This window comes from Arthrobacter alkaliphilus (genome assembly GCF_021483235.1).
In the GTDB taxonomy this organism is placed as follows: domain Bacteria; phylum Actinomycetota; class Actinomycetes; order Actinomycetales; family Micrococcaceae; genus Arthrobacter; species Arthrobacter alkaliphilus.
On sequence record NZ_JAKEEC010000012.1, the window covers coordinates 1 to 18,456 of the forward strand.

Below are 18,456 nucleotides of genomic sequence, written 5' to 3' on the forward strand. Positions count from 1 at the left end.
CTCCGCCGTCGAGCCCCCCATGCACCGACGGCGGAGGGCTTCCACAGAAAGGAAGACCCAGCCATGACCGCATCACCAGTCCGCCACCGGCGGGTCTCCCGGACTGCTACCACTCCGGCAAGGATTGCCCGGGGAATGGTCAGCGTCATCAGCACAACGATGACCGTCGCGGCCGTGGTTGCGTTCCTGTTCCTCGCCGTCGGGCCCCGCGTCCTCGGCTACCAGACCAGCACCATGCTCACCGGCTCGATGTCGCCGCTGATCAACCCGGGCGACGTGGTTGTCACCGTTCCCGTCGCGGTCAAAGACCTGAAGGTCGGGGACATCATCACGTACCACATTCCCGTGGATGACCAGCGGGTGGAGACCCACCGGATCATCGACCTGGCAGTGAACAGCCAAGGCACTGCCACCGTCCGCACCAAGGGCGACGCGAACAATGGCGCAGATCCCTGGACAGCAACGTTGGCCGGCGGCCAGGTTGACCGCCAGGTGTTCACCGTCCCGTACCTCGGCAACGCGATCCGCGTCCTTCGTGATCCAGTTGTCCTGAAGGTCCTGATGTACGGCGCTCCGGCCGCGATTGTGGTCATGGTGCTCGTCTCCATCTGGCGGAAGAAGCCCGCTGGCGACGACGACGCCGGCACCGCCGCGAGCCCCCTTCCGGCGTTTGACCATCGCCCGCTCAAGCGGCTGGCGCGGGAAATGAAAAGCAAGGAAGCCGCCGAGAAGTTCGCGGCCTCCTACGCCAAGCTGCTTCCACAGCGTGTGAACAAGATCAGCCACGCCCTGAGCACCGGGAACGATGACCTGGCCATGGACGCGGTACTCAGCCTGAAGACGAGTTCATCGATGGTCGGGGCCCTCCGGATGGAACAGCACTGCGTACGCCTTGAACATGCCTTGGTCATGACCGATCACACAGCAGCCGCTCGAGCGGGGGAACTCGTACGCCAGCACCAGCCGCAGCTGGAGAAAGCCCTGGGTGGTCACACCGCCCGACGCGCCGCGTAAGATCCTTTTCACAGAACCGAACCGAATGCTCTGCCCTTACTGCGCGTAGCGGTAAGAATGGACCATCGGGCCTGACAGAAAGCCGCTGACCTTGCGTAGAAGCCGGAGCACCGCCGACGTCGCGAAGACGCCTGCGTTGGGTCGCGTCGCCGCGGTCCTCGCGGCGGCCGCGGTGCTGGTCTTCGCTCCGGGCATTGCGCAGGCTGCGTTCAACGGTGCAGCGAGCGCCAGCCTTCCTGTCTCCTCGGCCTCGATCCCGGCGTCCACGGCAACCGTCAGCGCAAGCTGCAGAGGTTCCAACCTCACCATCACCGTCACGTCCTGGGCCATTTCGGATCCTCGCTTTACCGGGGTCTTCATCGTCTCCAGCGGCGGAACCGCCGTGTTCACCGGCACCAGCACGCAAAGCGGCGGCAATACTTACAAAGCGACAATCACAGCCCATACGGGCACCTGGACCTGGACCGTCCAGAACCAGTATCCGGTCCCCGGCACCAGCAACACCTGGACCGGCACCCCGGTGACGGGCCAGTTCACCTGTACCTAGGCGCTCACCGCTACCCCCGCAGCGAACGCGGGCACCGGCGTCGGCCAGGCTCTATATATTGAGAGCATGACCCAGATTTCCGGTTCCGCCCACCCTTCCCAGGCCGAAAGCCCCACGGCCCCCGTCGCCAAGAAGGTGCCGCACACCCGCGAGCACCACGGCGATGTCTTCGTGGACAATTACGAATGGCTGCGGGACAAGGAATCCTCCGAGGTCGTCGAGCACCTGAAGGCCGAAAACGCCTACCAGGAAGCCGTCACGGCACACCAGGAACCGCTGCGCGAGGCGATCTTCCAGGAAATCAAGGGGCGAACGCAGGAGACCGACCTTTCGGTCCCCAGCCGCAAGGACGACTGGTGGTACTACACCCGTTCCGTGGAGGGCAAGGAGTATGGCATCCATTGCCGTGTCCGGGCCGCGAACTCAGGCAACCCGGTGGCTGATTGGACCCCGCCGGCGGTGGAACCCGGCGTCGAACTGGCCGGTGAAGAAGTCCTGCTGGACGGTAACGCCGAGGCGGAAGGCAAGCCGTTCTTCTCCGTTGGCGGCACTGCCGTGACACTGGACGGCAACCTCTACGCCTACGCCGTGGACAACTCCGGCGAGGAACGCTTCACGCTCCGCATCAAGGACCTGCGCACGGGTGAACTGCTGCCCGACGTCATCGAGAACATCTTCTACGGTGTGGCTTTCTCCCCCGACGGGACCCGGATCTTCTACACCGTAGTTGACGATTCCTGGCGCCCCTACCAGGTGAAATCGCACGTCCTGGGAACGCCCGTCAGCGCCGACGAGGTCATCTACCAAGAGGACGACGTCGCAATGTGGCTCGGATTCGAGCTCTCCTCCGACCGGAGGCACCTCGTGTTGAGCATCGGCTGCTCGGAATTCAGCGAGACGCGGCTGTTGCGCTTCGACGACTACGACGCCGGCCTGTCCACCGTGATTTCCCGCGACGAGCACATCCTCTACGAGGCCGAGCCCTTCCTCCTTGACGGTGCCGAAACCATCCTCCTGACCCATAACAAAGATGCCGTCAACTCGATGGTTTCCATCGCGGACCCGGCCGAGTTCGCCAAGCCGCTGGCCGAGCAGCACTGGCGCACCGTCGTCGAGCATTCCGACGCCGTTCGCGTCAACGGCGCGGGCGTCACCTCGACGCATCTGGTGGTGTCAGTGCGGCAGGACACGATCGAACGCGTGCAGGTCATTCCCCTCGCCGGGCTGGGGACCGCCGCACAAGGGGCGGCCGTGGAGCCCGCCTTCGACGAGGAGCTGTACACGGCCGGCGTGGGTGGAACCGACTATGCAGCTCCGGTCATCCGCATCGGCTACACGTCCTACTTCACGCCGTCGCGGGTATACGACTTCGTGCTGCCCACCGCCGCGCTGCCGCAGGGCGAGCTGCTGCTTCGGAAGGAAAGCCCTGTGCTGGGCGGGTACACCGCCTCCGACTACGTTGCCACCCGGGAATGGGCGACGGCGGCGGACGGGACGCGCGTGCCGCTGTCCGTTCTTCGGCACGCCTCTGTCGAGCGGAACTCCACCGCAGCGGGCCTCGTGTACGGCTACGGTTCTTACGAGGTCAGCATGGATCCGGGCTTCGGCGTGGCGAGGTTGTCCCTCCTGGACCGCGGAATCGTCATGGTGATCGCCCACATCCGTGGCGGCGGCGAGCTCGGCAGGCGCTGGTACGACGACGGCAAGAAGCTCAACAAGAAGAACACCTTCACGGACTTCATCGCCGCGACGGACTGGCTGGCGTCGTCCGGCTGGGTGGCACCGGATCGGATCGCGGCCATGGGCGGCTCGGCAGGCGGCCTGCTGATGGGCGCCGTGGCCAACCTCGCGCCGGAAAAGTACGCGGCGATCGTGGCAGCGGTGCCTTTCGTGGACGCGCTCAACACCATCCTGGATCCTGAGCTGCCGCTCTCCGCGCTCGAATGGGAAGAATGGGGCAACCCCATCACCGACCCCGAAGTGTACGAGTACATGAAGTCCTACACGCCGTATGAGAACATCCGCGCCGTTTCGTACCCGCGGATCGCAGCGGTCACGTCCTTCAACGACACCCGCGTGCTCTACGTTGAACCGGCCAAATGGGTCCAGGTGCTGCGCTCCGAGACCACGGGCACCGCTCCCATCGTCATGAAGATCGAGATGGACGGCGGACACGGCGGCGCCTCGGGAAGGTACGTGCAATGGCGCGAGCGCGCGTGGGACTACGCCTTCGTCGCGGACTCGCTCGGCGCCGTCGAACTGCTGCCGGGGGCCGGTCTCAAGTAAGGTTCTCGATAGTAGGCTTCCAGGCGGACCGGACCGGACAGTAGGAGCGTAGCTTGACCAACGATGCATCGGTGCCAAACCGGGCCGTGGTGGCCGACCCTGATCCGGTCCGCCACTCCGAGACGGTCGCAGCGCTCGCCGCGGCAGGGTTCATAGTTCGTTCAGCGCACGACGCCGATTCGCTTGCGGCCGCAGTCGAAAGCGAACCGATCGACGTGCTGGTGGTGGACAACACGCTCCGGGAGTTCCTTCCCAGGAAGGGCGTCCCGGTCCTGCTCGTGTTGGATCCCGAGGACGAGCTCGATGTTGCCGCCCTGGAGGCCTGGACTATTGCGGATTTTGCCTACAGGGGCCAGCCTCCCGCCTTTCGCGCGCACCGGGCCCTGGTCCTGATTGCCCGCGCTGCTGAACGGACGCGCCGCCGCGCGGAAGCCGAGTCGCTGCGGGAGAGCCTGAGGAAGGTGTCCGCGGCAATCAGGTCCACCATTGATCCGGACCAAATTGCCCGGCACCTGGTCGACGGAATCGGCGAGGCCTTGGGCGCGGAACACGTCTGGTTCACCACCTTCCCGGACTCCCGGGTGCCTCAGGTGAGCGCCGAATGGAACGCTTCGGGACTTGCGCCCGGAGTATTGCCGGGTGAACTCACCGACGAAACCTCCACGTTCGAGTTGGCGGAGCGTTTGTGGGCGGAAGCGGAGGTGCAGTCGCTGCCGAGACGGGTTACCCCGGGAGATTCCTCTGGTGCGGGGGCGCCGGGTGGTGCGGGAGCGCCCGCTGGTGCGGGGGCGCCGGGTGGTGCGGGAGCGCCGGCTGGTGCCGGGGCGCCGGGTGGTGCCGGAGCGCCGTCGGCCTCTGTTGTGGTGCCGGTAGGTGAGGGAGACCTGGTTCTCGGGGTCATCTGGATCGCGCGCCCGGACTCGGCGCAGGAATGGACCCGGGCCGAAATAAGCCTGATTCAACACGTCGCCGGGAACTTGGCTTACGGCTTGATGCAGATCCACTTGATCGGCGCGCAACAGCAGGTCATGTACAAGCTCCAGGAACTCGACCAGGCCAAGACCGACTTCCTCACTACCGTGAACCACGAGCTCCGAACTCCCCTGACCTCCATCACTGCCTATCTCGACATGATGCGCACTGGCGCAGGTGGGCCCCTGCCGGCGGGTGTCGAGCGGATGGTCGACGTCATTTCACGCAATGCCGAGCGGCTCCGGCGGCTGATCGAAGACATGCTCACCGTCTCGCACCAAGACACTTCCGGCGACCTCGAGGTGGGCCCCGTGAATGTGGGCACCCTGCTCAGGCTTGTCGTCTCGACCTTGCAACCACTCGCCGACTCCCGTTCCCTGTCCCTCACGGTGACGCACGCGCCGGGAACCATGACTGTCCAGGCCGACGAAGCCAAGCTCGAGCAAGTTTTCGCCAACATCATCAGCAACGCGATCAAGTTCACCCCCCACGGCGGCCACGTTGCCGTGAGCAGCGGGATCGCCTCGGATCCGGACACCGTTCCGAGCGTAGTGGTGCGCGTAGAGGACACCGGCGTCGGGATCCCCGAAACCGAAATCGAGCAGATTTTCACCCGGTTCTTCCGTGCCTCAAACGCTTCCACGGCGGCCATACCCGGGAGCGGGCTTGGCTTGGCAATCGCGCACGACATTGTGGAACGCCATTCCGGCAGGCTCGACGTCGAGTCCGCCCTCGGCGTGGGAACGACGGTTTCAGTCCGGCTGCCGCTGGATACGGAGAGCCAAGCTGCGCCGGTCGCCGTCGACTCCGGCCTGGCGCCGTCCTGACCGTGTTTGGATCAGGAACCGCGCGGGTGGCGTAGCAACTTCCCCACCTTTGGGTCCGGGAGGCCCCTCCGACACGGCGAGTCCCCCAATTCCGGGCCGCAGCCGCGGCAAACCTGGGGAATTCGGTACGGCGAGCCTAGCCACGCCGGCCGCCAATGACTCCGGCCTGGCGCCGTCCTGACCTTGTTTGGATCGGGAAGGTCCTCACGACACGGCGAGTCCGCTCATTTTCGGCTTCAGCCCGCCGCAAACAAGGTTAGGAACGGCAGGCGCCGACGCCGGACGACCCGGCAAGGTGCCGAGGAGACGGTGCCGGTGGGGATTAGTTGGGCCACCAACCGACCTGTGCGTAGTGGACCGGGTCGGTCACAACGGGGACGGTCGTAACCGTTGTGCTCGTGGTCTTCGGAGCTGCGTTGGCAGGGGTGACAAATCCGCCAATGGCGAGCAGGCCCGTCATGAGCAGTGTTGCGGCGAATTTTTTCATGCGATGCTCCTTGAGCGGTGAAAGTCCGAGGTTGACTTTCCCAGCGTAAGAAGCCTCGTTAAAGGTTCGCTAAAGATTGCCTTCAGTTTTCCGAAGACTTTGCGGCCAGGCGGTATCCGACGCCACGCACGGTTTCCACCCAACGCGGTGACTGCGCCGAATCACCGAGCTTGCGCCGCAGATTTGCGATGTGAACCTGGATGGCGCGCTCTTCGGATTCGCTGACGTAGCCGCCGGTTTCGTACTCCTTGGCATGGAGCCAGCGGGCAAGCCCCGTGGTGCTTCGGACAACGCGCCCGGCCTCCATGAGGGCCTGGAGGAGGTCGAACTCGGTGCGGGTCAATTGCACCTCTTCGGTCCCCACCCGGGTGGTCCGCGTGGCCACGTCCAGGTAAAGCCCATTGTGTTCCAAGGCCGAAGCATCAGCGGCCGGAAGCACCGGTGTGGGTCCGGTTGGCGAGCTCGACGCCGAGGCCTGCGACAGCTCCGCCGTCGGGCTCCCTCCGGAACTGCTCAAAAGCTTGCTGCCGCGCGGCCGGCGAAGGAGGGTCTCAACGCGGGCCAGGAGTTCACGGGGGCGGAAGGGCTTGGTGACAAAGTCGTCGGCGCCGATGGCCAGCCCTTGCAGGGTGTCCACTTCACGCGCCCGGGCGGTGAGCATGATGATGTAGGCGTCGCTGAACTCGCGGACGCGTCGGGTGACTTCGATCCCGTCAATATCGGGCAGGCCAAGGTCCAAGGTGATCACGTCGGGGTTGTGCAGGCGGACCGCATCTACGCCGTCGACGCCGTTTCCGGCAGCGTAAACCTCGAGACCCGATGCCTCCAGGACAGCATGGACTACCTCACGGATGTCATCGTCATCCTCGATTACTACAGCAACGCCCGATGCGCCCAATTTTTCGCCCCGATCTACCCCTGCTCAGCCCACTTTAACACCGGCCGTACCCGCTATTCTCCCGCATGTCACGGTAAGTCCGTTTTCCGCGCCCGCCACTCCGAGTCGAGTATGGCGTAGATGACCTCGGTGGACCATTTGCCCTTATAGTGCCAGTTGTCCACGAGCTCGGCTTCGCGGCGCATCCCGAGCCGCTCGCACACTCCCGACGACGAGGTGTTCAGGGCGTCAAGCTTGGCGTCGATCCGGTGGAACATGAGGCTTTCGAAACCAAGGCGGAGCAGGGCTTCGGCGGCTTCTGCGGCATAACCCTGGCCCCGGCTTTCCGGCGCAAGGATCCATCCGATTTCACCCTGCCCCGTGCCCGGCAACCACTTCAGCACCACCTCACCGAGCAGCCCCGGAACGTCCGCGCGCTCTATGGCGAGGCACAACCAGTCGCCTTCTTGTTCGAACGTGAAGTTGGCGTACCGCCCCAACACTTCCATCGATTGCGTGAGGGTCAATTCTTGCCGGAGCAGAAACCGCGCCGTCTCGGGCAACGACTGGTAGGCGTGAAATCGCTCCAGGTCGGTGGCCTCGAACCTGCGAAGTACAAGCCTCGGGGTCCGGATGGGAAGTTCGATATGCGGCATTCCTCGAGGCTACTACCTCGCCTTCGAGCCCATCTCGTAACCCGGCCACCCCTTGACAGTTCAAGCAAACTGGGATTACCTAATGAACATTCGGTAAATAAAGCTGGAGGCAATGACGCATGGTTGAGACCACCCTTTCTGGTGCAGCGCAGCACCAGATCCTCAAGAACGACTACGCCTCCGAATGGATGGGCCTGGAGGTGCTCAAGGTCGACGACGGCCACGCCACCGTCCGCATGAAGCTTCGGCAGGAAATGCTCAACGGCTTCGGGATGGCCCACGGCGGAATGATCTTCGCCTTCGCCGATTCCGCGTTCGCCATGGCGTGCAACCCCGCCAACCCCTCGCCGTCGGAAGCCGACACCATAACCGTCGCGGCCGGCGTCGACATCAACTTCCTCAAGCCGGCTTATCAAGGCCAGGTGATCACCGCCGTCGCGAACCGTCGCGCCAACAACGGCCGCAGCGGACTGTACGACATCCAAATCTTCGCCGCCGACGCAAGCGAGCCTTCCGCCGTCGGCTCCCCCGACGATCCTGGCAGCTATGGCGAACTCATCGCAGAGTTCCGTGGCCGCAGCCGCACCATCTCCAAGAAGTAGGAACACCATGACACAGAACACCGTCGCCGCTCCCGACGTATCGCTTAGCCCCGCACAGCTGGATCGCGAAGAAACCATCTCCCGCGACGAGCTCGAGGCGCTGCAGCTCAGCCGCCTCCAACACACCGTGGCCTACGCGTACGATCGCGTCCCGCTGTACAAGCGCAAGTTCGACGACGCCGGCGTCCACCCTTCCGATCTCCGCGAACTGTCCGACCTCGGCAAGTTCCCGTACACCACCAAGGAAGACCTCCGCCAGGAATACCCCTTCGGCATGTTCGCAGTGCCGCAGAACGAAGTTGCGCGGGTCCACGCGAGCTCGGGCACCACGGGGCGGCCCACCGTCGTCGGGTACACGAAGAACGACCTCGCCAACTGGGCCTCGCTGGTGGCGCGCTCGCTCCGCGCCTCCGGAGTCCGGCCGGGCATGAAGGTCCACAACGCGTACGGCTACGGCCTGTTCACCGGCGGACTGGGCGCGCACGCGGGAGCTGAAGCGCTCGGCTGCACCGTTATCCCGATGTCCGGCGGCCAGACCGAACGCCAGATCCAACTCATCCAGGACTTCCAGCCGGACGTGATCCTGGCAACGCCGACCTACCTCCTCACGATCGCCGACGCCATGGCGCACATGGGGGTCGATCCGGCGTCGACCTCGCTGAAGTATGCCGTGCTCGGCGCCGAACCGTGGACCGAGGAGATGCGCCACGAACTCGAGACCACCATGAACATCAAGGCCTGCGACATCTACGGACTGTCCGAGGTGATGGGTCCGGGCGTCGCCGGCGAGGCAGTGGAGACCCAGGACGGCTGCCACATCTGGGAGGACCACTTCCGTCCCGAAATCATCGACCCGTTCGATCCCGAGCGCGGGGAAGGTTCGGTGCTGGCTGACGGCGAACCGGGCGAACTTGTCTTCACCTCGCTCACCAAGGAAGCACTGCCGATCATCCGATACCGCACCAAAGACCTCACCCGGCTGCTCCCCGGCACCGCGCGTCCGGCACACCGCCGCATGGGCCGCATCACCGGCCGGAGCGACGACATGATCATCCTGCGCGGCGTGAACCTCTTCCCTTCGCAGATCGAGGAAATCGCCCTGCGCATCCCCGAGCTCAGCCCGCACTTCCAGCTCGAGCTGACGCGCCCCGAGGGCAAGCGCATGGATTCGATGACAGTTCGCATCGAACGGCGGGACGCCGTATCCGCCGAGCAGAGCGCGACGGCGGCACGCACCTTGCAGGAGCAGATCAAGATCCACGTGGGTTCTTCGTGCGTGGTGGACGTCGTGGAGCCAGGATCGCTGGAGCGGTCGAACGGAAAGTTGCGCCGCGTCTACGACCTGCGACCCAAGAAGTAACCTTCCTGGGTCTACCGACCGTTCGTGAGAAAATGACCAGCATGCCCAGTGAAACAGCAACCAAGCGGGGACGCCCCGGATACGACCAGCAATCGGTGCTGCTCATCGCCGTCGACGTCTTCAACCGGCACGGTTACGATGCGACCTCCATGGGCATTTTGGCCGAAAACCTCGGGATCTCAAAGTCTGCGATCTACCACCACGTACCGTCCAAAGGCGATCTCCTCAAGCTCGCCCTTGAGCACGCGCTGGGTGGGCTCGAGGCCATCCTGGAACAGCCCGAGGCTTTGTCCGGTCCTGCCGATTCCAGGCTTGAGTTCGTGCTGCGGCAAACCATCGCGGTTCTGGTGGAGCGGCTTCCGTTCGTCACGCTGCTCCTGCGTTTGCGCGGGAACACGGAGATCGAGCGGGACGCCTTGGAACGCCGTCGTGCTTTCGATCACAAGGTGGCTGCGCTGATCTCCGCCGCGCGTGAAGAAGGCACGCTGCGCCAGGACATCGACCCCCGCACCGTGACGAGGCTCCTGTTCGGGACTATCAACTCGATCGTGGAGTGGTACAAGCCCGGTGGCTCCCTCTCGCCCGAGCGCCTCGCCGACGACGTCATCACCATGGCCTTCGACGGCCTCCATGCCTCGGCGCAGGCCCGCTGACCCGCTCCCCCTGCCTCTAACGCCCGACCCCCAACCCCCGGCCACATCCCGCGGCACTTCCCCCAACCCCCGGCCACATCCCGCGGCAAATCCCCCAACCCCCGGTCACATCCCGCGGCAAATGACGGAACGCCTCCTCACTTGAAGTGAGGAGGCGTTCCGTTCGGTTTCGGGAATGGGTTTCAGAGCTGGTATTCGGCTTGGACGCCCAAGCTTTCATGAACGCACAGAACGTTGTTTTCCGTGTCCATGAACCAGGCGCACCGATCGGCGTCCGTCGTACAAATATGGTGCTCCGTTTTGAGGTCCGGGAGGTCGTAGTCCCTGAATTCGACCCCGTTAGCCTCCATCTCGGCGACTGTCCGTTCGATGTCACTGACTTCAAAGGAAAGGGCAGTATGCGTAGAGTGCATGCCGTCCTTGACAGGCATCAACTGCAGCATGGTGCCGCCGTCGATACCGAACAAATAGTTTCCATCCCACGTCATACCGCGGTGCGGGAGGCCGAGTTTCTCCGCGTAGAAGCTGCGGGCTCGGGCTACGTCGTCAACGGGCAAGACGGTTGTGGCTGTTCTGAGTGCTAGGTTCATGTCGCCACCTCCTACGCAAAAAATCTTACGCCGCGCGGGATCGGAAAGTCCGTCCTGACCGGGCGTCGGGAGGAAACCCGACATACCTGACCGGGCGTCGGGAGGAAACCCGACATACCTGACCGGGCGTCGGGAGGAAACCCGACATACCTGACCGGGCGTCCGGGAAAAACCCCACATACCTGACCGGGCGTCCGGGAGGAGGAAACCGGGGCTACTTCTCCACGAGGGTGAGCACGTCGTAGGTGGCCACGATTTCGTCGTTCTGGTTGGTGAGCACGGCGTCCCAGGCCACTTCGCCGTATTCGTCGGTCTCGCGCGGCGTGATCTTTTTGGCCGTGAGCGTGACCCGGATCGAATCCCCCGCCGCCACGGGAGTGATGAAACGCAGGTTCTCCAGTCCGTAATTGACGAGGACGGGACCCGGAGCCGGCTCAACGAACAGTCCGGCCGCCCAGCTCAGCAGCAAGTACCCGTGCGCCACGATTCCCGGGAAGAAGGGGTTGGCTTCGGCTGCTTCCTGGTTGGTGTGGGCGTAGAAGGTGTCGCCGGTGGAGTTAGCGAAAGCCGAGATGTCATCCAGGGCCACCTGGCGTAGTTCGGAGCGGACAGCGTCGCCGATCCGCAGCGTTGCCAGGGATTTCCGGAACGGGTGCGTTCCTTCAGTTTCCAGGGTGAAGTTGCGGTCCGCGCCGGTGTGCCAGACTCCGGTCACGGCGGTCAGCATGTTGGGCGAGCCCTGGATCGCGGTGCGCTGCATGTGGTGCATGACGGAGCGGATACCGCCGAGCTCCTCGCCGCCACCTGCCCTGCCGGGTCCGCCATGGACCAAGTGCGGCACGGGCGAACCGTGGCCGGTTGAGGAACGGGCGTCCTCACGGTTGAGCATCAGCACGCGGCCATGATGCGCGGCAATCCCGGTGACCAGCGCGGACGCGACGGCAGGATCATTGGTGCACACGGAAGCCACGAGGGAGCCACCACCGCGGGCGGCTAGCCGGACGGCGTCGTCGAGATCCGTGTAGCCAATCACCGACGACACCGGACCAAACGCCTCAAGCGAGTGGACAGCTTCCGCGTCGACATCGGCCCAGCTCAGGACCACGGGCGACATGAATGCGCCGCCCTCCACGACGCCCACCGTCCCGTCCAACGAGGTGACCGACGGCGAATCAAGCGTCCCGTACGCAAGCTCGCCCCCGGCGTCGAGCATTGACTGCACGGCGGCACGCACGTCCGCGAGCTGCTCCAGGGACGCGAGGGCGCCCATGGTGACGCCTTCGGCACGCGGGTCACCCAGCACGACGCGTTCGTCCACGCGCGCACCAATGGCGGCAACGACGTCGGACACGAGGCTTTCGGGGACGATGGTGCGGCGGATCGAAGTGCACTTTTGGCCGGCCTTAACGGTCATCTCGGTGACGACGGACTTGATGAAGGCGTCGAACTCGGGCGTGCCGGGCACGGCGTCGGGTCCGAGAATGGCGGCATTGAGGGAGTCGGTTTCCGAGGTGAAGCGAACGCCGCCCTGGACTACATTCGTGTGGGACTTCAGCGAATTGGCGGTGGAAGCCGAACCGGTGAAGGCGAGCAGGTCCCGGTAGTCGAGGTGGTCCAGCAGGTTGCGGGCCGACCCGGAGATGAGCTGCAGCGAGCCTTCCGGGAGGATTCCCGAGTCCACGATCGCCTTAACTACGACGGCGGCGACGTAGCCGGTGGGGGTGGCGGGCTTGACGATCGTGGGGACACCGGCGATGAACGCAGGCGCGAACTTCTCGAGCATCCCCCACACGGGGAAGTTGAAGGCGTTGATCTGTGCGGCGACGCCCGGGATGCGGGTGTAGATGTGCCCGCCGACGAACGAACCGTCGCGGGACAGGACTTCCATGGGACCGTCCACCACTACCTGCGAGTTGGGAAGTTCGCGGCGGCCCTTGGAACCGAAAGTGAACAGCACGCCGATACCGCCGTCGATGTCCACCATCGAGTCGATCTTGGTGGCGCCGGTCTTGAAGGAGGATGCGTAGAACTCTTCGCGCCGGCCATTGAGGTACTGGGCCAGTTCCTTGAGCTTGAGGGCCCGCTGGTGGAAGGTGAGCTTGCCAAGCTCACGCTGGCCTACCGTGCGGCCGTAGTTCACGACGCCGGCAAGGTCCAGTCCCTCGGTATTGACCGTTGCAAGGACCTCGCCCGTGCTCGCATCGCGGACGGGGACGCCGGCGGCGGGGTCTGCGCTGGGGGTCCACCACTCGCCTTGGACGAAACTGGGCACGGTTTCAACGGTTGTGGCTTCCGGAGCGACAGCGGTACTGGTCATCGTCGACGGGTCCTTCCAAGGCACGGGCACGAAACGGACTGAACGGCCGCAAATTACTGACCGGCCGTTCGGTAATACAATCCAGAATACATGAGAGGCCCGATTGCACACTAGGCGTGTGACGGGACGATGCCCTTCCTGACCTTCTTTGCCTCGATTCGGCGCTGAAATGTGGCGAGTCGCCGTGTCGCAGGCGCTTCCCAAATTCAAAGAAGGTCACGACGGCGCGTGCCCGCCTCAGCTAGTCCGCCCGGACCCCGAGCTTGGCGCGGATGGCGGCAATTTCGGCCGCGGAGACACCGTTCGCCGAGAGGAAAGCATAGGCGTCGAGGGTATGCGCGAATTCCAGGAGGCTCACGGACCGTGATGCCAGTAACGCTTCGAGCGCATCCTCTTCCAGAAATGCGTCATGGGCATGCGGAGCGCGATGATAGCGATGGCGTTCGTTGATCCCGCGCATCCCCTGCTGGTAACCGCGCACGATCTCCTCGTCGCTGGCGCCTGCCAGCTTTTGCAGCATCACGGCGACGATTCCACTCCGGTCCCGGCCGGCGGCGCAGTGCACCACCACTCCGCCACGGGCTGCGGCTATGGCCTTAAAGACCAGGGCAACCTTGTCGGGGAAGAGCCTCAGATATTCGGCGTAGTGCGCCGGGTCTTTCAGGTACGGACCAAAGAGCTCGGTGAACTCCTCTTTCTCCGGATCCTCGGTTGGGCAATGGACGATGTCGAACCGCGAGGTCGCTTCAGCCGAAACCTCGGGATCAACCTCCCTGGGCTGCTGCTCGCGAGCGGTCCGCAGGTCGATCACAGTGCGGATGCCGGCGTCGAACATTTGCTGCCACCCGGCGTCGGTGACCCATTCCCGCCGACCCATGCGATACACGCCTCCGGCAATGCGCCAGGCGTTCACCGCACCGTCCCAATGGACGTCCGACGGCGTGGAAGTGGTCGTGATCCCATCCATACCGGACAGCTAACCACAGGCCGGATGGGTGAGCTACTAGGGGACGCGCTTCGACAGCCGGAACTCGAGGCCGGTACGTACCGCCGGCCATTCGTGTTCGAGGATGGAAAAGACCACGGTGTCGCGGAGCACGCCGTCGGAAGTTCGTGAGTGGTTCCGGAGCACGCCGTCCTGCTTGGCGCCCAAACGGGCGATCGCCTCGCGCGATTGGTGGTTGAGCCAATGGGTACGGAATTCGACGGCGGGGCAGCCAAGGGTTTCGAAAGCGTGGCGGAGGAGCAGCAGCTTGGAATCGGGATTGCTGCCGCTACCGTGTGCCGAGGCGGCGTTCCACGTGGAGCCGATCTCCACGCGCGGGGTGGCGGCGTCGATGTTCATGTACGTCGTCATGCCGATGAGCTTGCCGTTCGCCTTCAACCGGGTGGCGAACGGCAGCATGGACCCTTGCTCCTGGAGTGCCAGCCGGCGCTCGATCTCGGCGCCCATGCCTTCCGGCGTCGGGACCGAGGTGTACCAAAGCTTCCACAACTCGCCGTCTTTCGCGGCATCCACGAGGCCATCGTGGTGTTCGGGGCTCAATGGCTCGAGGGTTACAAAACGGCCATCCAGGGTCACGGGTTCGATGCGGGTCATCCCGCCAGCTTAACCGGGCGGCTCACTCACGAACGACTTGGCCAAGCCGACCCATCCAATTTCCTTGCGAAAGTGGAATGTAAAGCGTACTTTACATTCATGAAGAGCTCCTCCTTGGCCCTGAAATACCTCGCCGTAATTGCCGTCGCTCTTGCACTTATCGCAGTGCTGGCCGCATGGAGTGCTGCCGTTCAGGACGGGCCATGGAATGCTGTCCCCCGGGTATTGATGGTTTGTGTAGTTATCTTCACAGGCCCCGCGGTGATGGTCGCCAAGAAACAGAATGCGATGATGGTCCGTTCGGACTCCGCGGAGGGGATCGAGCGTGAGGTGGCACTCAGGGCTTCCTCGGCCGTCTTTTATGACGCCCTCGTCCTCATCACCGCCTTCGGTGCGTCCTTCCTGATCTTTGGTGACTACGCGCACCCGGCATTCATGACGATTGTCCTGCTGGTGACGCTGATCGTGATGTATTTCATCCGGCACGCAATCATCCTGAAGAAGCTCGCTCAATGAAGAACCGGGTAGCGGAACTCCGGTCTTCGAAGAATCTCTCGCAGGAAGAACTTGCCCAGGCAGTCGGCATCTCACGGCAATCAGTAATTGCGATCGAAAAGGGCAGGTTCAATCCGAGCCTTCCCTTGGGCCTGCGCCTGGGCAAGTTCTTCGAGGTCAGCGTCGAAGACATTTTTGAACTGGACGACTAGACGCAGGAACTACACATCAGTCAGCCCACTCGAAGAATCCCTTGCCGGTCTTCCGTCCGAGCTCGCCGCGGGCCACTTTGTCGCGCAGGATCTGCGGCGGGGCAAAGCGCTCCCCCAACGTCGAATGCAGGTACTCGGCAATGCCAAGGCGCACATCGAGGCCCACGATATCCGTGGTCCTGAGCGGTCCGGTCGGGTGCTTGTAGCCCAGGACCATGGCCGCGTCGATGTCCTCCGCCGAGGCCACGCCTTCCTCCACCATGCGCATCGCTTCAAGCGCGATCGCGACGCCAAGCCGCGAGGACGCGAAGCCTGGTGCGTCATTGACGACGACGGCGGTCTTGCCGAGTGCCTCGGTCCAGCTTTTCGCCGTCGCGGCCAACTCCGGTGAGGTTTCCTTGGCCAGGACAACTTCGATGAGCGTGGAAGCCGGGACAGGGTTGAAAAAGTGCAGGCCCACGAAATTGGCAGGCCTCCGGAGCTGCGAGGCGAGGCCCGTGACGGAGAGGGACGAGGTGTTGGAGGCGAGGAAGGCGTCGGCGGAAAGGTGCTCCTCGACGGCCTTGAGGGCCGAAACCTTGAGCTCATAGTCTTCAGGCACGGCTTCCACCACGAGCCCGCAATGGACGAAAGAACCGTAGTCCGTGGAGGTGCTGAACCTTGCCATCGTTTCTTCGGCTGTCCCGCCCAGGGTGCCCCGGGCAGCGGATTTGGCCACGGCATCGGCAACGCGGCCCTGGGCGCCGGCGGCGGATTCATGGTCGCGCTCGACGACGATCACGGTTGCGCCCTTGATCAAGAAAGCGTGGGCGATTCCGGCGCCCATGCGGCCACCGCCGAGGACACCGACAACATGCGGAATAGCGGGCGTTGTTGTCATTTCAGGTCCTGTCTGGGTTGTCGCTGGACTGCTTGCCGCTGCTTTGCTTGGCGCTCTTCTTGTCTAGGAATGCCTGCATGCGGTCGAACTTGGCTTGCGATTCGAAAAGCATGCCCTGGGCCAGGGTATCGATCACCGGGTGTGCCTCGGCCGGAGCGTGGAACACGGACTTGGTGATCCGCACGGCCAAGGGATCCTGCCGGCTGATCCGGTCGGCGAGGTTGTGCGCCGCTTCCATCAGCACGGGGGCTTCATGGATCTGGGTGATGAGATTGATGCGCAGGGCTTCTTCCGCGCGGAGAACCGCTCCCGCCAAGAGGATTTCCTTGGCGACCGGCTCCCCTACGAGTTCCTTGAGGCGCCACGTGGCCCCTGCGGCGGCCATGATGCCCAACCCTGTCTCCGGGTTGCCGATCCGCAGGCTCGGCGTGCCGATGCGGAAGTCCGCGGCGTAGGCCAGTTCGGCGCCGCCGCCCAGGCAGTAGCCATCCACGGCCGCGATGACCGGCATGGGCAGCTTCGCGATCCGCACGAAGATGGTCGAGTTGATGCCGCGCAATGCGTCGTCGCGGCGGCGTTCCCGCAACTGGCCGATGTCCGCGCCTGACGCAAAGACGCCGTCGACGCCGGCAATGATCAGGATCTTGGGCTCGCGCTCGAGGTACTCGCACACCTGGTGCAGTTCATCCACCATCTGCTGGTCGATCGCGTTGCGGACCTCGGGCCGGTTCAGGAGCACCGTGACACGGTCGTCCCGTTCCTCGACAAGGAGCGTGGTGAAGTCGCCGTTCAGTGACATCAGACGCCTTCCAAGAGGAGTGCCGCGCCTTGCCCGACGCCGATGCACATGGTCGCGAGGCCGATCTTCCGGTCGGTGGCGCCCAACTCGCGCTCCATGCGGCCGAGCAAGGTGATCGCGATACGCGAGCCGCTGGAACCCAGCGGATGCCCCAAAGAGATCGCACCGCCGTCGTTGTTCACAATGTCCGGATCCAGGCCCAATCGCCGCATGCTCGCGAGCGATTGCGTCGCGAAGGCTTCATTGAGTTCGACGGCGCCAAGGTCGCCGACCGTGAGTCCGGAACGGTCCAGAATTTTCCGGGAAGCCGGAACGGGGCCGATGCCCATGATTTCCGGTTCGCAGCCGGCCGAGCCGCCGTCGATGATGCGGGCCCGCGGAGTGAGGCCGAACCTTTCGATGGCAGCCTCGGACGCGACGATGATTGCCGACGCGCCGTCGTTGAGCGAGGAGGAGTTGCCCGCCGTGACTACAGAACCTCCGGCGACCACAGGACGGAGCCCGGCGAGGACCTCCATGGTGGTCCCCTCGCGCGGGCCTTCATCGGTGTCCACCACGGATTCGCCCTTGCGGGTTTTCACGCTGACCGGCACGATCTCCTCCTTGAAGCGGCCGCCCGCAATCGCAGCAAGGGCACGTTCGTGCGAGCGGACCGCGAAGGCATCGGCGTCTTCGCGGGAGATGCCGTCGACGCGAGCAACTTCCTCGGCAGTTTCCGGCATGGAGTACGTCATCTTGCCGCCGCGGGACAGCTCGCCCTTGGTGAAGAGGGGATTGGCGAAGCGCCAGCCGATGGACGTGTCGAAGATCTGGCCGGGCTTGGCGAAGGCGGTGGTGGGCTTCTCCTGCACCCACGGAGCCCGGCTCATCGACTCGACGCCGCCTGCCACCACGATGTCCGCCGCTCCGGCCTTGATCATGTGGCTGGCCATGATGATGGCGCTCATTCCGGAGGCGCACAGGCGGTTGACCGTAATGCCGGGGATGTGGAGGGGAAATCCGGCGAGGAGGGTGGCCATGCGGGCCACGTTGCGGTTTTCCTCGCCTGCTCCGTTGGCGTTGCCGAGGATGACCTCGTCGATCGCGTCGGGATCGACGCCGGCCCGCTCCACGGCTTCACGGACCACGAGGGCCGCGAGGTCGTCTGGCCTGACGGCTGAGAGCGCGCCGCCATACCGGCCTACAGGGGTGCGGGCACCGCCAACAAGAAAAGCCTCGACCATGGGATCATCCTTAGTGAAGGGAGCGGGATCGGCGAATAATTTACCGACCGTTCGTTCTA

19 protein-coding genes are annotated in these 18,456 nt (G+C 64.4%); 9 read left to right on the forward strand and 10 right to left on the reverse strand.

Features of this window, described 5'->3' with window-relative positions; translation table 11 throughout:
• The first annotated feature begins 63 nt into the window (after positions 1-63).
• The 4 genes from L0B83_RS10100 to L0B83_RS10115 all read left to right on the forward strand — a co-directional run bounded on the left by L0B83_RS10100 (position 64) and on the right by L0B83_RS10115 (position 5,646).
• Complete coding sequence (locus L0B83_RS10100; protein ID WP_234758281.1) at positions 64-1,014, forward strand: signal peptidase I; 951 nt, start codon at positions 64-66, stop codon at positions 1,012-1,014.
• Between the two features lie 91 nt (positions 1,015-1,105).
• Positions 1,106-1,561: a hypothetical protein gene (locus L0B83_RS10105; protein WP_234758282.1), complete on the forward strand. Its 456-nt coding sequence runs from the start codon at positions 1,106-1,108 to the stop codon at positions 1,559-1,561.
• A 66-nt stretch (positions 1,562-1,627) separates the two neighbouring features.
• Positions 1,628-3,847, forward strand: coding sequence for a S9 family peptidase (locus L0B83_RS10110; protein ID WP_234758283.1), 2,220 nt, complete (start codon positions 1,628-1,630; stop codon positions 3,845-3,847).
• 53 nt (positions 3,848-3,900) lie between these two features.
• Entirely contained in the window at positions 3,901-5,646 is a 1,746-nt protein-coding gene (locus L0B83_RS10115) for a GAF domain-containing sensor histidine kinase (RefSeq protein ID WP_234758284.1), read from the forward strand.
• A 322-nt stretch (positions 5,647-5,968) separates the two neighbouring features.
• Here L0B83_RS10115 and L0B83_RS10120 read toward each other — a convergent pair whose 3' ends face one another.
• The 3 genes from L0B83_RS10120 to L0B83_RS10130 form a co-directional block, all read right to left on the reverse strand.
• Entirely contained in the window at positions 5,969-6,133 is a 165-nt protein-coding gene (locus L0B83_RS10120) for a hypothetical protein (RefSeq protein ID WP_234758285.1), read from the reverse strand.
• 82 nt (positions 6,134-6,215) lie between these two features.
• Positions 6,216-7,031: a response regulator transcription factor gene (locus tag L0B83_RS10125; protein WP_234758286.1), complete on the reverse strand. Its 816-nt coding sequence runs from the start codon at positions 7,029-7,031 to the stop codon at positions 6,216-6,218.
• Positions 7,032-7,099: 68 nt separating this feature from the next.
• Entirely contained in the window at positions 7,100-7,666 is a 567-nt protein-coding gene (locus L0B83_RS10130; RefSeq protein ID WP_234758287.1) for a GNAT family N-acetyltransferase, read from the reverse strand.
• A gap of 119 nt (positions 7,667-7,785) precedes the next feature.
• On the opposite strand from L0B83_RS10130, the gene L0B83_RS10135 reads away from it, so the two are divergent.
• From L0B83_RS10135 to L0B83_RS10145, 3 genes are read left to right on the forward strand one after another with little or no spacing between them, the layout of a single operon-like run.
• Positions 7,786-8,268, forward strand: a complete 483-nt coding sequence (locus L0B83_RS10135) for a hotdog fold thioesterase (protein ID WP_234758288.1) — start codon at positions 7,786-7,788, stop codon at positions 8,266-8,268.
• 7 nt (positions 8,269-8,275) lie between these two features.
• A complete protein-coding gene (gene paaK, locus L0B83_RS10140; RefSeq protein WP_234758289.1) occupies positions 8,276-9,628 on the forward strand; it encodes a phenylacetate--CoA ligase PaaK in 1,353 nt (450 codons plus the stop codon).
• A 41-nt stretch (positions 9,629-9,669) separates the two neighbouring features.
• Complete coding sequence (locus tag L0B83_RS10145) at positions 9,670-10,281, forward strand: TetR/AcrR family transcriptional regulator (RefSeq protein ID WP_234758290.1); 612 nt, start codon at positions 9,670-9,672, stop codon at positions 10,279-10,281.
• Between the two features lie 182 nt (positions 10,282-10,463).
• On the opposite strand, the gene L0B83_RS10150 is transcribed toward L0B83_RS10145, so the two are convergent.
• The 4 genes from L0B83_RS10150 to L0B83_RS10165 all read right to left on the reverse strand — a co-directional run bounded on the left by L0B83_RS10150 (position 10,464) and on the right by L0B83_RS10165 (position 14,788).
• Positions 10,464-10,871 carry a VOC family protein gene (locus tag L0B83_RS10150; protein ID WP_234758291.1) on the reverse strand — a complete coding sequence of 136 codons (408 nt, stop codon included), beginning with the start codon at positions 10,869-10,871 and terminating at the stop codon, positions 10,464-10,466.
• Positions 10,872-11,085: 214 nt separating this feature from the next.
• On the reverse strand, positions 11,086-13,188 hold the full coding sequence (gene paaZ, locus L0B83_RS10155) for a phenylacetic acid degradation bifunctional protein PaaZ (protein WP_234758292.1): 2,103 nt from the start codon (positions 13,186-13,188) through the stop codon (positions 11,086-11,088).
• 241 nt (positions 13,189-13,429) lie between these two features.
• Positions 13,430-14,155 (reverse strand): tyrosine-protein phosphatase, encoded by a 726-nt coding sequence (locus tag L0B83_RS10160; RefSeq protein WP_234758293.1) that lies wholly within the window; start codon positions 14,153-14,155, stop codon positions 13,430-13,432.
• Positions 14,156-14,191: 36 nt separating this feature from the next.
• Complete coding sequence (locus tag L0B83_RS10165; protein WP_234758294.1) at positions 14,192-14,788, reverse strand: GNAT family N-acetyltransferase; 597 nt, start codon at positions 14,786-14,788, stop codon at positions 14,192-14,194.
• A gap of 99 nt (positions 14,789-14,887) precedes the next feature.
• On the opposite strand from L0B83_RS10165, the gene L0B83_RS10170 reads away from it, so the two are divergent.
• Together L0B83_RS10170 and L0B83_RS10175 are read left to right on the forward strand one after the other, a co-directional pair.
• Positions 14,888-15,304 (forward strand): hypothetical protein, encoded by a 417-nt coding sequence (locus L0B83_RS10170; protein ID WP_234758295.1) that lies wholly within the window; start codon positions 14,888-14,890, stop codon positions 15,302-15,304.
• Positions 15,301-15,495 (forward strand): helix-turn-helix transcriptional regulator, encoded by a 195-nt coding sequence (locus L0B83_RS10175; protein ID WP_234758296.1) that lies wholly within the window; start codon positions 15,301-15,303, stop codon positions 15,493-15,495. Before L0B83_RS10170 ends, L0B83_RS10175 begins: the two co-directional genes overlap by 4 nt.
• A gap of 16 nt (positions 15,496-15,511) precedes the next feature.
• Here the strand turns inward: L0B83_RS10175 and L0B83_RS10180 are convergent, their stop codons facing one another.
• The 3 genes from L0B83_RS10180 to L0B83_RS10190 are packed head-to-tail and all read right to left on the reverse strand — an operon-like array spanning position 15,512 to position 18,397.
• Complete coding sequence (locus L0B83_RS10180; RefSeq protein WP_234758297.1) at positions 15,512-16,375, reverse strand: 3-hydroxyacyl-CoA dehydrogenase family protein; 864 nt, start codon at positions 16,373-16,375, stop codon at positions 15,512-15,514.
• A 1-nt stretch (position 16,376) separates the two neighbouring features.
• On the reverse strand, positions 16,377-17,174 hold the full coding sequence (locus L0B83_RS10185; RefSeq protein WP_234758298.1) for an enoyl-CoA hydratase/isomerase family protein: 798 nt from the start codon (positions 17,172-17,174) through the stop codon (positions 16,377-16,379).
• Positions 17,174-18,397 carry a thiolase family protein gene (locus tag L0B83_RS10190; RefSeq protein WP_234758299.1) on the reverse strand — a complete coding sequence of 408 codons (1,224 nt, stop codon included), beginning with the start codon at positions 18,395-18,397 and terminating at the stop codon, positions 17,174-17,176. Before L0B83_RS10190 ends, L0B83_RS10185 begins: the two co-directional genes overlap by 1 nt.
• Between the last annotated feature and the right edge of the window lie 59 nt (positions 18,398-18,456).

Coding starts and splice junctions, on each gene's coding strand:
- L0B83_RS10100 (WP_234758281.1), top strand. CDS start 64: ATGACCGCATCACCAGTCCGCCACCGGCGGGTCTCCCGGACTGCTACC.
- L0B83_RS10110 (WP_234758283.1), top strand. CDS start 1,628: ATGACCCAGATTTCCGGTTCCGCCCACCCTTCCCAGGCCGAAAGCCCC.
- L0B83_RS10120 (WP_234758285.1), bottom strand. CDS start 6,133: ATGAAAAAATTCGCCGCAACACTGCTCATGACGGGCCTGCTCGCCATT.
- L0B83_RS10130 (WP_234758287.1), bottom strand. CDS start 7,666: ATGCCGCATATCGAACTTCCCATCCGGACCCCGAGGCTTGTACTTCGC.
- L0B83_RS10135 (WP_234758288.1), top strand. CDS start 7,786: ATGGTTGAGACCACCCTTTCTGGTGCAGCGCAGCACCAGATCCTCAAG.
- paaK (WP_234758289.1), top strand. CDS start 8,276: ATGACACAGAACACCGTCGCCGCTCCCGACGTATCGCTTAGCCCCGCA.
- L0B83_RS10145 (WP_234758290.1), top strand. CDS start 9,670: ATGCCCAGTGAAACAGCAACCAAGCGGGGACGCCCCGGATACGACCAG.
- L0B83_RS10150 (WP_234758291.1), bottom strand. CDS start 10,871: ATGAACCTAGCACTCAGAACAGCCACAACCGTCTTGCCCGTTGACGAC.
- paaZ (WP_234758292.1), bottom strand. CDS start 13,188: ATGACCAGTACCGCTGTCGCTCCGGAAGCCACAACCGTTGAAACCGTG.
- L0B83_RS10160 (WP_234758293.1), bottom strand. CDS start 14,155: ATGGATGGGATCACGACCACTTCCACGCCGTCGGACGTCCATTGGGAC.
- L0B83_RS10165 (WP_234758294.1), bottom strand. CDS start 14,788: ATGACCCGCATCGAACCCGTGACCCTGGATGGCCGTTTTGTAACCCTC.
- L0B83_RS10170 (WP_234758295.1), top strand. CDS start 14,888: ATGAAGAGCTCCTCCTTGGCCCTGAAATACCTCGCCGTAATTGCCGTC.
- L0B83_RS10175 (WP_234758296.1), top strand. CDS start 15,301: ATGAAGAACCGGGTAGCGGAACTCCGGTCTTCGAAGAATCTCTCGCAG.
- L0B83_RS10180 (WP_234758297.1), bottom strand. CDS start 16,375: ATGACAACAACGCCCGCTATTCCGCATGTTGTCGGTGTCCTCGGCGGT.
- L0B83_RS10185 (WP_234758298.1), bottom strand. CDS start 17,174: ATGTCACTGAACGGCGACTTCACCACGCTCCTTGTCGAGGAACGGGAC.
- L0B83_RS10190 (WP_234758299.1), bottom strand. CDS start 18,397: ATGGTCGAGGCTTTTCTTGTTGGCGGTGCCCGCACCCCTGTAGGCCGG.